Origin of the sequence: Streptomyces coryli, assembly GCF_011044975.1 — a bacterium.
GTDB classification, from domain to species: domain Bacteria; phylum Actinomycetota; class Actinomycetes; order Streptomycetales; family Streptomycetaceae; genus Streptomyces; species Streptomyces coryli.
Genome location: NZ_JAAKZV010000096.1, coordinates 14,805 through 27,855, shown reverse-complemented (window position 1 = coordinate 27,855; position 13,051 = coordinate 14,805). Strand labels below are relative to the sequence as shown.

The following is a 13,051-nucleotide window of genomic DNA, read 5'->3' as shown; positions in this document are numbered from 1 at the left end:
GGGCTGTGTTCAACGAGCACGTCGAAAACAATGAGGGCCCGGGGGGGTCTGTGAAACAGGGGGAATTATCCAACCCGTTTCCATCGGCGCGCGGGCGCCTGGAGAACGGGACAATCCACCGGCCCGCGAGTGACTGGGAGCAGCGGTACAGACGTACCGTGATCACCAGCGATGCCGTGGCCACCGCCTTCGTGGTGGCGGCGATCGGTGGCTTCTTCGGTGTCCGGGACGCGGCCAACTGGCATGAGAACTGGGCCATCCTCGCCTTCGGCACCTGGCTGCTCGTGCTGGGCGCGCTCGCGGTGAGCCGGGCCTGGGCTCCGGCCGTGCTCGGTCAGGGGGCGGAGGAATTCCGCCGGCTCGGGCGCTCGCTGTTCATGGCGGTCGTCGTGCTGGCGCTCGGCGGGATCGCCCTCACCTCGCGCAATATCAAGCTCTGGATCTTCGTCGCGATCCCGGCGATCGCCCTGTTCACCATGACCGAGCGGTATCTGCTGCGCCTCTGGCTGCACAGACAGCGCAAGCAAGGCCAGTGCCTGCGCCCGGTGCTCGCCGCCGGCAGCCTCCCCACCGTGCGCGATCTGATCGCCCGCACCCGCAAGTTCCCGCACCTCGGCTGGCGGGTGGAGGCGGTGTGCACGCCGGACGCCATCGGCATCGGCGGCGACCATCTGGACGGCGTGCCGGTGGTCGGCCCGCTCGGCGACGTGGCGAACCACGTCCGCCGCGACGGCTACCGCGTCGTCGCGGTCACCCCCGCGCCGCACTGGTCCCCCGACCGGCTGCAGCGACTGGCCTGGAACCTCGAAGGCAGCGATGCCGACATGGTCGTCGCGCCCGTGCTGATGGAGGTGGCCGGGCCGCGGCTGCACGTCGACGCGGTGCTCGGGATCCCGCTGCTGCGGGTCAGCATGCCGGCCTTCACCGGGGGCCGGCGGGCGATCAAAGAGGTCGTCGACCGGCTGGGCGCGGCGTTCCTGCTGGTGCTGTTCGTGCCGCTGATGGTGCTGGTCGGGCTGCTCGTCCTGGCGGACAGCCGGGGCGGGGTCTTCTACCGCCAGCGCAGGGTCGGCAAGGACGGCCGCGAGTTCACCATCTTCAAGTTCCGCACCATGGTCTCCGGCGCCCACGCCGCGCGCGCCGAGCTGGCCCACCGCGACGAGGGCGCGGGCCTGCTGTTCAAGCTCCGCAGGGACCCGCGGGTGACCCGGGTGGGAGCGGTGCTGCGCCGGTACTCGATCGACGAACTGCCGCAGCTCTTCAACGTGGTCACCGGCTCCATGTCGCTCGTCGGCCCGCGGCCTCCGCTGCCGGAGGAATCCGCCGCGTACGGCCCGGACATCCGGCGGCGGCTGCTCGTCAAGCCCGGGCTCACCGGCCTGTGGCAGATCAGCGGACGCAGCGACCTGCCGTGGGAGGAGGCGGTCCGGCTCGACCTGCGGTACGTGGAGGACTGGTCGCTCGCCCTGGACACGGTGATCTTGTGGAAGACACTGCGCGCCGTGCTCCACGGACAGGGGGCCTACTGATGGGGGAGGGGCGGGGAATGAGAGTCAGCGTCTTAGGGCTCGGCTACGTCGGCTGTGTATCGGCCGCGTGCCTGGCGAGCATGGGGCACGAGGTCATCGGGGTGGATGTGAACCCGGTGAAGGTCGACCTGGTCAACGACGGCAAGGCCCCGGTGGTCGAGGAGCGGATCGGCGAGCTCACCGCCGAGGCCGTGCGGACCGGGGCGCTGCGCGCCACGACCGACGTCCGTGAGGCGATCATGGGCAGCGAGGTGTCGCTCATCTGCGTGGGCACGCCGTCGGAGCCCAACGGCAGCCTGTGCACGACCTACTTGGAGCGGGTCACCGAGGAGATCGGAGCCGCGGTGGCCGAGCGGGGCGGGCGGCAGACGGTCGTGTTCCGCAGCACCATGCTCCCCGGCACCTGCCTGAATCTGCTGGTGCCGATCCTGGAGAAGTACGCCGGCGGCACCGCCGGGGTGGACTTCGGGGTCGCGGTCAACCCGGAGTTCCTGCGCGAGGGCACCAGCGTCAAGGACTTCTTCGACCCGCCCAAGACCGTCATCGGCGAGCTCGACAAGGCCAGCGGCGACGTGGTGGCGGCGCTGTACGAGGGCCTGCCCGGCGAGGTGTTCCGGGTGCCCGTACCGACGGCCGAGGCGATCAAATACGCGGACAACGCCTTCCACGGCCTCAAGATCGGCTTCGCCAACGAGCTCGGCGCGGTGTGCCAGGCGCTCGGGGTCGACTCGCACCAGGTGATGGACGTCTTCCTGGCCGACCGCAAGCTGAACATCAGCGCCGCCTATCTGCGCCCCGGCTTCGCCTTCGGCGGCTCCTGCCTCCCCAAGGACTTACGCAGCCTGGTGCACGCCGCGCACCGGGCCGACGTCTCGGTGCCGATCCTCTCCCACGTGCTCCCCTCCAACGCCGACCATCTGCAGCGCGCGGTCGAGCTGGTCGAGCGCCTCGGCAAGCGCCGGGTGGGTCTGCTCGGACTGTCCTTCAAATCCGGCACCGACGACCTCCGCGAGAGCCCGCTCGTCGAGCTGGCCGAGCGGCTCTTCGGCAAGGGATACGACCTGCGGATCTACGACGCCAACGTCAACCTCTCCCGGCTGCTCGGCGCGAACCGCGAGTACATCGAGAACCGGCTGCCGCACCTCGCGCAGCTGCTCGCCGAGTCCGTCGGCGAGGTGCTCGAGCACGCCGAGGTGTGCCTGGTCGGCACCCGGGACCCGGCGGTGCTGGCGGCGCTGCCGCACGGCACCGATGACGGCAGTCCGGTGATCGTCGACCTGATCCGCCTTCCCGACGCCGAGGCGCGCCGGGACGAGAGGGGGTACGTGGGCATTGCGTGGTAACGCAACCAGCAGTGAGGCGCCGGGCCGGCGCGCGCTGATACTGGTGGAGAACCTGTCGGTGCCGTTCGACCGGCGGGTGTGGCAGGAGTGCACGACGCTGCGCGACGCGGGCTGGACGGTGCACGTCATCTGCCCGCGGGGAAGCAAACGGGACACGGAGCCCGAGGCCGAGATCGACGGGGTGCGGATCCACCGCTACCCGTTGCGCGCGGCCACCGGGGGACCGGCCGGCTATCTGCGGGAGTACGGCTCCGCGCTGTGGCACACGGCCCGGCTGGCCCGCAAGGTCGGCCCGGTCGATGTGGTGCACGCCTGCAACCCGCCCGACCTGCTGTTCCTGCCGGCGCTGTGGCTGAAGCGGCAGGGCGCGCGGTTCGTCTTCGACCAGCACGACCTGGTGCCCGAGCTGTACCTCTCCCGGTTCGGCCGCGGCGAGGACCTGCTCTACCGCGCCGTGTGCGCGCTGGAACGGCGCACCTACCGGGCCGCGGACGTCGTCCTCGCCACGAACGAGAGCTACCGGGACGTCGCGCTGCGCCGCGGCGGCCGCCGCCCCGAGGACGTCTTCGTGGTGCGCAGCGCCCCCGACATCGACCGCTTCCATCCCGTACCGCCGGAGCCGGAGCTGAAGCGCGGCAGACCCCATCTGCTGTGCTACCTCGGCGTGATGGGCCCGCAGGACGGCGTCGACTACGCGCTGCGCGCCCTCGCGAAGCTGCGCGACGAGCTCGGCCGGACCGACTGGCACGCGGTGTTCGTCGGCTCCGGAGACGCCTTCGACGCGATGGTGGCGCTGTCCCGGCGGCTCGGGCTCGACGAGCAGGTGCAGTTCACCGGGCGCGTACCGGACGCCGATCTGGCGCGCTATCTGTCCACCGCGGACGTGTGCCTCTCGCCCGACCCGCGCAATCCGCTCAACGACGTGTCGACCATGAACAAGGTCCTGGAGTACATGGTGATGGGCCGGCCGATCGTCTCGTTCGACCTCAAGGAGGCGCGGGTCTCCGCCGGTGACGCCGCCGTCTACGCGCCCGCCAACGACGAGGCCGAATTCGCCAAGCTCATCGCGGTGCTGCTGGACGATCCGGACGAGCGCGAGCGGATGGGCAAGATCGGCCAGGAGCGGATCGGCGGACAGCTCTCCTGGCGCAATTCGCAGCGATCGCTGCTCGCCGCCTACGAGGCGGTCCGTACGGGGAAGAGGCAGGGCCGGTGAACGACGACACGGTACGACTGGCCACGATCGGCCGGATATTCCGGCGCCGCTGGCGGCTGCTCGCCGCCCTCACCCTGCTGGGCGCGCTCGTCGGCTACGGCATCTCCTTGCTGACGCCGCCGAAGTACACGACATCGACCTCGGTGCTGCTGCCGGGGGCGTGGGAGGAGCGCGAGCTGCTCACCCAGGCGCAGCTCGCCACCAGCTCCGCGGTCGTCGACCGCGCCGCCGCCAAGCTCGACTGGAGCGGCGTCGGCGGGAAAGAGCTGCGCGGCCGGGTGAGCGCCAAGGCGGCCAACGCGAATGTCGTCAAGATCTCGGGGACGGCCGACACCCCGGAGCGCGCCCAGCGGCTCTCCGACGAAGTGGCCCGGCAGTTCATCGCGTTCGGCGAGCGGATCGCGGGCGACAGCACCGCGTCGGGGCCCGAGTCGCTGCGCAAGAAGGTGGAGCAGACCAACCGCCGCATCACCGAACTGGCCAACGCGACCGACCCGGGGAAGACGGTGGAGAGCGTGCAGGCCCGTACCAGACTCGAGGAGCTGCGCACCGCGCTGGAAGAGGCGATGACCAAGCTGAACGAGTCCGACCCGGCGGCCAACAAGGCCAGCATGGTCGTGATGGGGGCGGCCGCCAAGCCCACCACCGAGGCGCCGCCGACGCGGACGCAGCTCGTGGGCGGCGGGGCGCTGCTGTTCTTCCTCAGCGCGGTCATCGGCCATCTCGCCGCCACCCGCGCCAGCCGCAGGCTGCGCACCGAAGCGGAGATCGCCACGGCGCTGGGCTCGACGCTGCTGGGCAGCGTCGACGTGCCCGGTGAACGGCCCGGCGAAAAGCCGCAGGACCAGAGCCCGCGGGCCCGGATCCGGCGGCTGCTGGACCTCGACACCCGGTGGGACGTACCGCCCTTGCGGACGTCCGGCGGTGAGGAGAGCAGACGGATCCGCTACGGGCGGGTGTGCGCGCGCATCCGCGACCGGCTGCCGGGCTCGCGGCGGCTGCTGGTGGTCGTACCGGAAGGCGACGAGGTCGCCCGCCGGGCCGCCGGGCAACTGGTCGTCGAGGCCGAGGGCGATCCTTCCCCAAGCTCTTCGAGCAGGGGATACCCCATGCTGCGGGTCGTGGACGTATCGGTGCACCGGCCGATGGTGCCGGACCGCGGCCAGGAGTCCGGGGTCCTGGTGGTGCTCAGCGCCGGCAGCTGGACCGCCGCGGAGCTCGCCGGCATCGCCGGGGCGTGCGCGGACGGCCGGCACGAGGTCGTCGGCATCGTCCTGGCAGGCGCCGTCCGGGCCCGCCCGGCGGGGCCGGCCGATCCGCCGCCGGACGCCGGCGATCCACCGGACGACGGCACGCTCGCCTTCGCGGTGCACAGCCACGGGACGGGGGGATCACCGTGACGACGAACACGACGTCCGAGTCGCCGGCGGCCGCGCCGCTGTTCGACCTGCAGGCGCTGGTGGTGGCGGTGCGCAGGCGCCGCCGGCTCTGGTGCGCCATGGCGCTGCTGGGGCTGCTGATCGGCGCGGCGCTGGCCGTGCTGCTGCCGCCCCCGCCGACCGCGGTCACCAAGGTGCTGGTCGCGCACCAGGAGGACCAGCCGAACGACACCGGCACGCTGATCCGCACCGACGTCGAGGTGCTGCAGACCACGCGGGTCGCCGCCGCGGCTCTCAAGTCCCTCGACTCCACGGAACGCCCGGCGGACTTCATGGCGGAATACCGGGGCACCGGCCTGACCAACAACCTGCTGCAGATCGATGTGACCGGCGACAGCGACGCCCAGGCGGTGGCCCGGGCCAAGGCGGTGGCCGACGCGTTCATCGCGGATCACGTGAAGCGGATGCGGGAGGCCGCGGACGCCGAGGCAGAGGCGCTGCTCAAGCAGCGCGACCGGCTGCGCAAGGAGCTCGCCGACGTCAACGAGGACATCGGGGGCCGCGAGCCGGGCGTCGACCCGACCGCATCGGCGGAGCTCGAGTCGCTCTTCGACCGCCGGGCCAAACTCACCTCGCAGATCGGCGATTACGACCAGCGCGCCGAGGAAGCGCGCATGGGCACGCCCCAGCTCATCGCCCGTACCCAGATCGTGGACGCCCCGCGCGCGGTGCAGCACTCGCCGCGCAAGGCCGTGGTGACCAATGCCGCGATCGGGCTCGCCGTCGGCCTCGCGCTCGGGCTCGCGCTGGCCGCGGTCGGCGTGGTGGTGGCGAACCGCCCGGTGCTGCGCCGGGAGATCGCCGCGAACCTCGGCGCCTCCGTCATCGCGGAGCTGCGCCGGCCGGCCAGGCTGTGGCAGCGCCGCCGGGCCCTGGCGGCACGGGACCGGCTCACCGCGACCCTGGCCCGGATCGTGCGCGGCTCCGCGGACCCGGTGTCGCTGCTCGAGCTGGGCTGCGCGCGCAGCACGAGCGACATCGCCCAGGACCTCGCCAGAGCCCTGGCGGCGGACCGGCCCGTGGTGATCGTCGACGGCCTGCCGGGACCGCAGCTCGCCAACCGCCGCCCGCAGCCGGGCGATCCGGACGTGGTCCGCGGCGAGGACGCCGCGGCCGTGCCGCGCAAGGTGCGCAGGCTCGGCGTCGGCTCGGTCGCGCCCGGCACGGCGTGGACCGACCTGCACCACCTCGGCGCCCAGACCGTGCTCGTCGTACGGGCCGGGCACGGCAGCGCCGCCTGGCTGCACACCGTGGCGCGGCAACTCGCCGACCAGCGCATCCCGGTGGCCGGTGTGGTGCTGATCGACCCCGATCCCCGGGACCGCACCGACGGCACCCTGTGGGACGGGCAGCACACCGCGCTGCGCGGCCACGCCGAGCGCATCGGCCGGCAGAACGGGACCGGCCGGCGGTGGGCGGAGAACTCCTCGGTGCTGGCCGCACGAGGTCCGGACAGCGACCAGGAGGCGCGGTAAGACGTGTGTGGCATCGCAGGCACCTACCGATGGCCGGACGGCAAGGCCGTCACCGACCGGCTCACCGAGATCCTCGCCCACCGCGGCCCGGACGGGGCGGGCCGGTACGGCCACCCCGCCGGTGACGGCCATGTGCATCTCGGGCACCGCCGGCTGTCCATCATCGACCTGTCCGAGACCGGCGCCCAGCCGATGGTCTCGGACGGCCTCGCCCTCACGTACAACGGCGAGCTCTACAACGCACCCGAACTGCGCGCGGAGTTAACGGCTTCCGGGGTGCGTTTCCGCGGCACCTCCGACACCGAGGTGGTGCTGGAGGCCTGGCGGCGCTGGGGCACCGACTGCCTGCCTCGGCTGCGCGGCATGTTCGCCTTCGGGATCTTCGACGAGCGCACCGGCGATCTGGTGCTCGCCCGCGACCAGCTCGGCATCAAGCCGCTGTTCCTGCTCCGCCGCGGTACGGGCCTGGTGTTCGCCTCCGAGCTCAAGGCGCTCGCCGCCGTCACCGGCGGGTCGCTGGAGGTGGACCACGCGGCGCTGGTGGCCTCGCTGCTCTACTACTGGGTGCCGGACTCGCGCTGCGCGCTCCGCGAGGCGGAGAAGCTGCCGCCGGGGAGCTGGCTCAGATGCCGGGCCGACGGCCGGGTGGACCGCGGCCGGTTCTGGAATCTGAAGGATGTCGCCGCCGAGGGGCAGGAGCGGGCCCAGAGCGGCGAGCGGTCGGACCTGGCCGCCATTGTCGAGGAGTCGACGCGGCAGCACCTGCTCTCCGACGTGCCCGTCGCGACCTTCCTTTCCGGTGGCCTCGACTCCAGCTATCTGACCGCGCTGGCCGCCCGGCACCAGCCCGGGATCTCCGCGTACACGATCGGATTCCGCGCCGAGGACGCCAAGTTCGAGGCGATGCCGGACGACCTGCGCTACGCCCGGCAGGTCGCCGCGCAGTTCGGCGTCGATCTGCACGAGATCGAGATCGCGCCCAACGTGCTCGACCTGCTGCCGCAGATGACGTACCACCTGGACGAGCCGATCGGCGACCCGGCCGCGATCAATACGTACCTGATCTGCTCGGCCGCCCGGGACGCGGGCGTCAAGGTGATGCTCTCCGGGATGGGGGCCGACGAGCTGTTCGCCGGCTACCGCAAGCACCTGGCCAACCTCCTCGCCCTGCGCTACCAGCGCGTCCCGCGGCCGCTGCGGCGCGGCGTAGCCGCGGCCGTGGACCGGCTGCCGGTCGCCACCGCCCGCCGCGGATACCGGTCGGTGCGGTTCGCGAAGCGGTTCCTGTCCTTCGCCGAGCTGCCGGAGGAGACCGCGTTCCGGCGCAGCTACACCATGTACGACCAGGACGAGCTGCTCGCGCTGATCAACCCGGACCTGGCCGGGACGGTCGACGACGTGCTGACCGAGCACGCCGACATCTACGCGGACAACGAGCTCGACGACTTCGTGAACCGCATGTGCCTCGGCGACGCCCGGATGTTCCTGCCGGGCCTCAACCTCGCCTATACGGACCGGTCGAGCATGGCCGCGTCGACCGAGGTGCGGGTGCCGTACGTGGACGTCGAGGTGGTCAAGGCGGCGTTCGCCTTCCCCGGCGACCGCAAGATCGCCGGGCGGCAGGGCAAGGCCGTGCTCAAGGAGGCGGCCTCCTCGATTCTGCCCAAGGAGATCGTGTACCGGCCCAAGGGCCTGTTCAGCGCCCCGCTGCGGGCCTGGATGAGCCGGGACCTGGCGCCGCTGGTGCGCGAGGTGGTGAACGACGGCGTGCTCGTCCGCGACGGGTTCCTGCGCCGCGACGCGCTGGCCCGGATGGCCGCCGCGGACGCCGCCGGGCAGCGGGACTACTCCAAGCATCTGTGGCATGTGCTGACCCTCGAGTACTGGTACCGGGGCGCGACTTCTGGGGAGTTTGGGTGAAACAGGTAGTGCAGAACTACAAGAGCGGCGAACTGGCGCTGCTCGACGTGCCGGTGCCGGGGTGCAAGCCGGGCGGCGTACTGGTGCGGACGGCCTACTCGCTGATCTCCACCGGGACCGAGCTCATGAAGGTGTCCGAGGCCGGCATGTCGATGGTCGGCAAGGCCCGCTCCCGCCCCGACCAGGTGGCCAAGGTCATGCAGAGCGTGGCCACCAACGGGGTGCCCGCCACGTACCGCAAGGTGATGGGCAAGCTGGACTCGTACACGCCGCTCGGCTACTCGCTCTGCGGCGTGGTCGAGCAGGTCGGCCCCGGCATCGACGACGTCAAGGTCGGCGACCTGGTGGCCTGCGCGGGCAATGAGCACGCGCTGCACGCCGAGCTGAACTGGGTGCCGAAGAACCTCTATGCCCCGGTGCCGGACGGCCTCGCGCCGCGGCACGCGGCCTTCGGCACCGTCGGGTCGATCGCGATGCAGGGCGTCCGCCGCGGCGAGCCGCAACTCGGTGATGTGGCGCTGGTGATCGGCCTCGGGCTGATCGGGCAGCTGGTGGTGCAGCTGCTGGCCGCCTCGGGCGTACGCGTCGTCGGCGCCGACCCGGATCCGGCGCGCTGCGAGCTCGCCGAGCGGCTGGGCGCCGTGGCCTGCGGCGATCCCGCGTCGGCGGCGGTCGAGGCGGCCGCAGCCGAACTCACCGACGGGCACGGCGTGGACCAGGTGTACCTGGCCGCCGGCGGCGGCAGCAATCAGCCCGTCGAGCTGGCCGCGCGGCTGTGCCGGGACCGCGGCCGCGTCGTCGACATCGGCAAGTGCCGCCTCGACCTGCCGTGGAACGCGTATTACGAGAAGGAGCTCGACGTCCGGTTCTCGCGGTCGTACGGCCCCGGGCGCTACGACCCGTCGTACGAGCTGGAGGGGCGCGACTACCCGATCGGCTACGTGCGCTGGACCGAGCGCCGCAACCTGGCATGCTTCCTCGATCTCGTCGCCCGCGGCCGCGTCGACGTGGAGCCCCTGGTCTCGCACATCGCGGACTTCGACGACGCCGTCGATACGTACCGGAGGCTGAAGGACGGCGAACTGAAGGCCGTGGCCGTGCTGTTCCGGTATCCCGAGGAGAAGGCCGACGCGGAGCCCCCGGCGGTGGCCGTGCCCGCCGTGCGGCGCAGCGGCGGCATACCCGTACCGGGCGGGCGCTCCAAGACGCAGGTGCGGCTGGGTTTCATCGGCGCGGGAAACTACGCGACGTCGATGCTGCTGCCCCATCTGACCGGGCGCGACGGCGTCGAGCTGTCCACCGTGGTCACCACCACGGCGCTCTCCGGGGTCAACGCACAGCGGAAGTTCGGCTTCGCCGAGGCCACCACCGACCTCGACGCCGTGCTCGGCGACGCGTCCATCGACGCGGTGTTCGTGGTCACCCGGCACAGCTCGCACGCCGAGCTGACGCGGCGGGCGCTGCTCGCCGGCAAGGCCGTCTTCGTGGAGAAGCCGCTCGCCCTCACCGAGGACGAGCTGGCCGGCGTCCTGGCCGCGGTGGAGGAGTCCGGCAACGACCGGATCCAGGTGGGCTTCAACCGCCGGTTCGCGCCGCTGCTGAGCGAGGCCAGGAAGCGGTTCGGCGCCAGGACCGGCCCCGCGAGCCTGCGCTACCTGGTCAACGCGGGCCGCCTCGACCACGGCAGCTGGTACCTGCAACAGGGCACCGAGGGCACCCGGTTCGCCGGTGAGGGCGGGCACTTCATCGACACGGCGAGCTGGCTGCTCGGGGCCGACCCGGTCTCCGTGTACGCGACCGCCACGTCCGGCGGCGACGACCTGCAGATCGTGCTGCGCTACCCGGACGGGTCCACCGCGACCATCAGCTACGTCACCTCCGGCTCGCCCGGCTTCCCCAAGGAGACCCTCGACCTCCTCGCGGACGGCAAGGTGCTGCGGCTCGACGACTTCGTCCGGGCCTCGGTGTATGGGCAGAAGCGGTGGGTCAGCTCACGGTTGCCCAAGGCGAGGGACAAGGGCCAGGAGGCCGAACTGGCCGCGTTCGTCCGGGCCGTGAGGACCGGCGGGCCGATGCCGGTGCCGCTGGAGTCGCTGGCCGCCACCACGGCGTCCACCCTCGCCGTGCAGGCGGGCCTGGCCGCGGGCGCGCCGGTGACCCTGGCGAGGGCGCGATGAGCATGAGTCCTGGCTGGTACCTGCGGCGGCTGTCCCGGATGGAACCGCGGGAGGTCGGCGGCCGGATGGGCGACGCGGTGCGCAGGCGGCGGTGGCGGTCGGCGCCGCCGGACTGCCCGGCCGTGTCCGGCGCCCGCTTCACCGCCGCACTCCCCGCCGGGACGATCAGCGAGGTGCCTGCGGACGCCGCGAAACGCCTCGTCGCCGAGGCGGACCGGCTGCTGACCGGGCAGGCCCGGTACTTCGGCGTGAACCGCGACGACCTGGTCGAGCCCGACTGGTGGTACGACCCGAAGACCGGGCGCCGGGCCCCGTGGGGCTACGCCTTCGACGTGCCGTACCGGAACGAGGACGCGGTCGGCGACATCAAGCAGATCTGGGAGCTGTCCCGGCACCAGCACCTCACCGTGCTCGCCGCCGCCTACGCGATCACCGGGCAGGAGCGGTACGCCGAGCGCGTCGCCGCGCACCTGCGGTCCTGGTGGGCGGAGAACCCGCCGCTGCGCGGCGTGCACTGGGTCAGCGGCATCGAGCTCGGCATCCGGCTGCTGTCCTGGGTGTGGATCCGCCGGCTGCTCGACGGCTGGCCGGGCGCGGCCGGGCTGTTCGAGGACAACCCGGCGGCGCTGCAGCAGATCTGGCATCACCAGCGCTGGCTGGCCGCCTTCCCCAGCCGTGGATCATCCGCGAACAACCACGTCATCGCCGAGGCCGCGGGGCAGTTCGCCGCGTCCTGCGCGTTCGCGTGGTTCCCTTCCTCAGCGCGCTGGCGGGCGGACGCGCTGCGGTCGCTGGACCGGCAGCTGCGCGGCAACACCTTCCTCTCCGGCCTCAACCGCGAGCTGGCCACCGAGTATCACGGACTCGTGCTGGAGCTCGGCCTGGCGGCGCTGGCAGAGGCGGACGCCGCGCGGGTGCCGGTCCCGGCGACGGTCCGGCTGGTGCTGTTACGGATGACCGACGCGCTCGCGGCCATCGTGGACAGCCGCCTGCGGCCGCCGCGCCAGGGGGACGCGGACGATGGGCACGGTCTGGTGGTTGACGGCGCCGGCACCGACCGCTGGGGTTCGCTGCTGGCCACCGGGGACGCCGTGTTCGGCCGGCTCGACTGGTGGCCCGAGGTGACCGGCACCGATGTGCGCACCCCGCTGCTGGCCGCGCTCATCCGGCCGTACGCGAAACCGGGCACAGGGCCGACCGTGCGCCGACCGGCAAGCCGCCCCGCCCACTTCGCCGACGCCGGGATGACGATCCTGCGCGGCCCTGGGGAGATCTGGTGCCGCTGCGACGGCGGCCCGCACGGCTTCCTCTCCATCGCCGCGCACGCGCACGCGGACGCGCTGTCCGTGGAGGTCAGGCATGAGGGCGTCGACGTGCTCGCCGACCCGGGGACGTACTGCTATCACGGGCAGCCCGAGTGGCGGCAGTACTTCCGCTCCACCCTCGGCCACAACACCCTGGAGCTGGACGAGGCCGACCAGTCCGTCTCCGGCGGCCCGTTCCTGTGGACCCGGCACGCCCGCAGCCGCGTCCTGGACGTGGACGCGGCCGATGAGGGCGTGGCCCGCTGGTGCGCCGAGCACGACGGTTACGGGCCTTCGGCGCACCGGCGCCGGGTGGAGCTGACCGGCCGGGAGCTGCGGGTGGTCGACGAGATACGCGGCGGGCGACGGGCCGCACGCCTGGCGTTCCACCTCGGCCCGGCGGTCGCCGCGGAGCTGGTGGGGAACCGGGCCGAGCTCACCTGGACCAAGGACGGCGCGGACCGCTCGGCCGTACTCGACCTGCCCGAGCAGCTGACCTGGCGGGCGCACCGCGGCGAGACCGATCCGCCGCTGGGCTGGTACTCCGCCGGCTTCGGGCGCAAGGAGCCCGCCACGACGCTGATCGGCAGCGGCCCCTCGCCGGCGGGCGAGTTCACCACCGTACTCAGGTTCCACGGCTAGGAGGAT

General features: G+C 72.6%; 8 protein-coding genes. All 8 read left to right on the top strand.

Going from position 1 to position 13,051, the window contains the following annotated elements; genetic code table 11:
- Positions 1-50: 50 nt before the first annotated feature.
- From G5C51_RS21430 to G5C51_RS21390, 8 genes are read left to right on the top strand one after another with little or no spacing between them, the layout of a single operon-like run.
- Complete coding sequence (locus G5C51_RS21430; protein WP_165239764.1) at positions 51-1,529, top strand: exopolysaccharide biosynthesis polyprenyl glycosylphosphotransferase; 1,479 nt, start codon at positions 51-53, stop codon at positions 1,527-1,529.
- A gap of 17 nt (positions 1,530-1,546) precedes the next feature.
- Positions 1,547-2,872, top strand: a complete 1,326-nt coding sequence (locus G5C51_RS21425) for a nucleotide sugar dehydrogenase (protein ID WP_165239763.1) — start codon at positions 1,547-1,549, stop codon at positions 2,870-2,872.
- Complete coding sequence (locus G5C51_RS21420) at positions 2,862-4,088, top strand: glycosyltransferase family 4 protein (RefSeq protein ID WP_165239762.1); 1,227 nt, start codon at positions 2,862-2,864, stop codon at positions 4,086-4,088. Before G5C51_RS21425 ends, G5C51_RS21420 begins: the two co-directional genes overlap by 11 nt.
- Complete coding sequence (locus G5C51_RS21415) at positions 4,085-5,488, top strand: Wzz/FepE/Etk N-terminal domain-containing protein (RefSeq protein WP_165239761.1); 1,404 nt, start codon at positions 4,085-4,087, stop codon at positions 5,486-5,488. Before G5C51_RS21420 ends, G5C51_RS21415 begins: the two co-directional genes overlap by 4 nt.
- Complete coding sequence (locus tag G5C51_RS21410; RefSeq protein WP_165239760.1) at positions 5,485-7,002, top strand: Wzz/FepE/Etk N-terminal domain-containing protein; 1,518 nt, start codon at positions 5,485-5,487, stop codon at positions 7,000-7,002. Before G5C51_RS21415 ends, G5C51_RS21410 begins: the two co-directional genes overlap by 4 nt.
- A 3-nt stretch (positions 7,003-7,005) precedes the next feature.
- Positions 7,006-8,922 (top strand): asparagine synthase (glutamine-hydrolyzing), encoded by a 1,917-nt coding sequence (gene asnB, locus G5C51_RS42575; protein WP_338118244.1) that lies wholly within the window; start codon positions 7,006-7,008, stop codon positions 8,920-8,922.
- Positions 8,919-11,099 (top strand): Gfo/Idh/MocA family oxidoreductase, encoded by a 2,181-nt coding sequence (locus G5C51_RS21395; RefSeq protein WP_165239758.1) that lies wholly within the window; start codon positions 8,919-8,921, stop codon positions 11,097-11,099. The genes asnB and G5C51_RS21395 overlap by 4 nt, the downstream gene beginning before the upstream one ends.
- Positions 11,096-13,045, top strand: a complete 1,950-nt coding sequence (locus tag G5C51_RS21390) for a heparinase II/III family protein (RefSeq protein ID WP_206314147.1) — start codon at positions 11,096-11,098, stop codon at positions 13,043-13,045. The genes G5C51_RS21395 and G5C51_RS21390 overlap by 4 nt, the downstream gene beginning before the upstream one ends.
- Positions 13,046-13,051: the final 6 nt, after the last annotated feature.

Bases quoted from the DNA above. Each gene is read 5' to 3' on its own strand.
- G5C51_RS21425 (WP_165239763.1), top strand. From the start codon at position 1,547: ATGAGAGTCAGCGTCTTAGGGCTCGGCTACGTCGGCTGTGTATCGGCC.
- G5C51_RS21390 (WP_206314147.1), top strand. From the start codon at position 11,096: ATGAGCATGAGTCCTGGCTGGTACCTGCGGCGGCTGTCCCGGATGGAA.